Here is a 2,513-nt window from a genome sequence, read left to right as displayed (position 1 = left end):
CTTGCGGGGGAGATGTCCGGCAGGACAGAGGGGGGCGCGAAGGATCGCTTGCTGAGCCATTTTTCGTTCCGCTTCGCCCGAAGCCATCCCGAAAGCATCCTGCCGAAACAACAACATAGCCCATTATGCTGCCAGACTGATTCAACCTCTCCGGGGCAATTGGCAAGCGCCCTCTCCCGTGCGCAATATTAGCCATGGGCGAGGTGCTCGTAGGGATAGCAATCTTTGCTTGTCTGGCCGGGGCCGCGCTGGCCAGCCTGATGATCTACGAGCACTTTCCCGCCCACCACCGCCAGGACGACACCAGCGCCGTGGTGCGGCTTGCCGCCAACCTCTTCGTGGTGATGTCCTCATTGGTGCTCGGCCTGATGATCAATTCGGCCAAGAACACGTTCGAGACCATCGACCACAACGTCCACAATTTCGCGACGCAACTGATCCTGCTCGACCGTTCGCTCAGGCAATACGGACCTGAGACCGGCGCGGCGCGCGCCTCGCTCAGCGCCTATCTGCAGCGGCTCGTCGACGCCACCTCGCCCGCCCAAAGGACGCCGGCGGTCGCCAACCGGCTGTCGGAACTGTTGCTCAACCAGGTCGGCGACCAGTTGGCGGCGCTGACCCCGCCCGAAGCGAGACGAGCCGCGACGCTGCAGAATGCGCAGCAGCAGTTGCAGAAGGTGATCGAAGAGCGCTGGGTGCTGGTCGAGCAGTCCGACGGCATCATCCCCGAACCGCTGATCGCGCTGCTCGTCGCATGGCTGACGCTGATCTTCGCTAGTTTCGGCTTCCGGGCGCCGCGCAACGGCACCGTCGTCGGCACGTTCGTCATCTCGGGCGCCTTGGCGGCCTCCGCCATCTACCTGATCATGGACATGGACACGCCCTTCTCCGGCCCGATCCAGATCTCGCCGGCGCCCCTGCAAAGGGCGCTGACGGAACTGACGCAGTGAGATCACGGCCGGCTCAACATATCAACCAATAGCTTCGCCGCCACCTCGCCGCCGTCGGCGCGGATCAAGCGAGCGATCGCGTTCGCGCGGACGCGGGTTTCGGGCGCCAGCGCCGTCTCCAGCGCCGCCGACAATGGCTCCGCTGTCGGCATCGGGCCGTCATGCGTTGCACCGATGCCGAGTTCGGCCACACGCCGTGCCCAATAGGGCTGATCGCCGATCTGCGGCACCACCACCTGCGGCGCCCCTGCCCGCGCGGCGGCGACTGTCGTGCCGGCGCCGCCATGATGCATGGCGGCGGCCACGCGGCCAAACAGCGCCTGCTGGTTGACGTCGCCGACGGCGAAGCAATCGTCGCGATCGTCGATCAGGCCGAGCTCGGCCCAGCCATGCGCCATCACCGTGCGCCGGCCCTTGGCGCGGATCGCCTCGATGGCAGCGCGGCCGGCTTCGCTGGCGACCGCAATGGAGCCGAAGCCGACATAGACCGGGGGCGAGCCCGCTTCGAGGAACGCTTCCAGCCCGCCGGGAAGCGGCCGTTCGTCGGCCAAGATCCAAGCGCCGGTCTGCAGGGCGTCGGTCAGATCCGAGGGCAGCCACGGTCCGAGCGTCGGGTCGCAGGCGAGCAAGACAGGATCACCGAAGACGTAGTCGCGGACATTGTCCACCGCAGGCAAGCCGAGCGACGCGCGGTGGCTGTTGATCGCTTTGCCGAACAGCGCGTACTTGGTCGCGATATCATGGTCCCAGAGCGCTCTGTTGTCGGTCATGCCGGCTGGAAGCGGATGTCCCGGATATTCATGCGGCCGGTTGTGGGCCGACGGCAGCCAGATCGGACAGAAGGTGGCAAGGATGTAGCGGATTCCCCGTTGCTCGGCGACCAGCCGCGCGGCGGCACAGGAGGGGAAAAGGCCGCACGCCACCACGGCGTCGCAGCCTTCGGCGGCCGCCATGAGCGCATCGTATTGCCTGGCGACGATCTCGGCCGCCTGGCCGGAGATAAGCTCGGCCCGGCTCTCGGGAGACGCCGATGCCCTGCGCCGCGTCATCTCCTTCACCCATTCGCGCACCGGCGCGAAGGCCGGCACCAGCGGCACGCCGGCGCGGGCGCACAGCGCGGCAAACTCCGCATCACCGGGGACACTCACCCGCACCTCGGCGCCGAGCGCCTGCAGCCGCTCCCCGAGCGCCACTACCGGCTCGACGTCGCCGCGCGAGCCGTAGGTCGACAACAAAATCCGCATGCAAATTTCCCTTTCCTAAAAATTCAGGCCAAGGGAAGCGTACATACGCCATGGCCGTGGTCTTGCCGCAAGCCCGGGGTGCGCCATATCTATTCTCTGGGAGGGGTAGATATCTCTTCGCTCCGCAATCCCCACAAGTCGATCCCACTTGCCGCGCGCTGATCGTGCTCGGAGCGCCGACCGCGGCAAGGGCACGATCCGGCCAAAGCGGCAACAGGCGATGGCGACCTGGTTACCAGCACAGAAATTATGACCCGGTCGGATATGTTTGCGTTGGGCAGGTGGCATGCCTCGGAGATTGGCCGGAACGCCGATCGCT

3 protein-coding genes are annotated in these 2,513 nt (G+C 66.3%); 2 read left to right on the top strand and 1 reads right to left on the bottom strand.

Annotation, left to right across the window (positions count from 1 at the left end):
- Together EH240_RS38650 and EH240_RS36690 are read left to right on the top strand one after the other, a co-directional pair.
- Window positions 1-192: hypothetical protein (locus EH240_RS38650; RefSeq protein WP_206075393.1), on the top strand; the 192-nt coding region annotated here is incomplete at its 5' end.
- Window positions 193-194: 2 nt separating this feature from the next.
- A complete protein-coding gene (locus EH240_RS36690; protein ID WP_125007206.1) occupies window positions 195-950 on the top strand; it encodes a bestrophin-like domain in 756 nt (251 codons plus the stop codon).
- A 2-nt stretch (window positions 951-952) separates the two neighbouring features.
- Here EH240_RS36690 and EH240_RS36685 read toward each other — a convergent pair whose 3' ends face one another.
- Window positions 953-2,194, bottom strand: coding sequence for a glycosyltransferase (locus EH240_RS36685; RefSeq protein ID WP_125007205.1), 1,242 nt, complete (start codon window positions 2,192-2,194; stop codon window positions 953-955).
- Window positions 2,195-2,513: the final 319 nt, after the last annotated feature.

The sequence above is a fragment of the Mesorhizobium tamadayense genome, assembly GCF_003863365.1.
GTDB lineage: Bacteria > Pseudomonadota > Alphaproteobacteria > Rhizobiales > Rhizobiaceae > Mesorhizobium > Mesorhizobium tamadayense.
Note: the sequence above shows the minus strand (reverse complement) of the source record. Positions and strands in the feature narration are given on the sequence as shown.

What these genes read in the sequence shown, in the direction of transcription:
- EH240_RS36685 (WP_125007205.1), bottom strand. Translation starts at nt 2,194, where the DNA reads ATGCGGATTTTGTTGTCGACCTACGGCTCGCGCGGCGACGTCGAGCCG.
- EH240_RS36690 (WP_125007206.1), top strand. Translation starts at nt 195, where the DNA reads ATGGGCGAGGTGCTCGTAGGGATAGCAATCTTTGCTTGTCTGGCCGGG.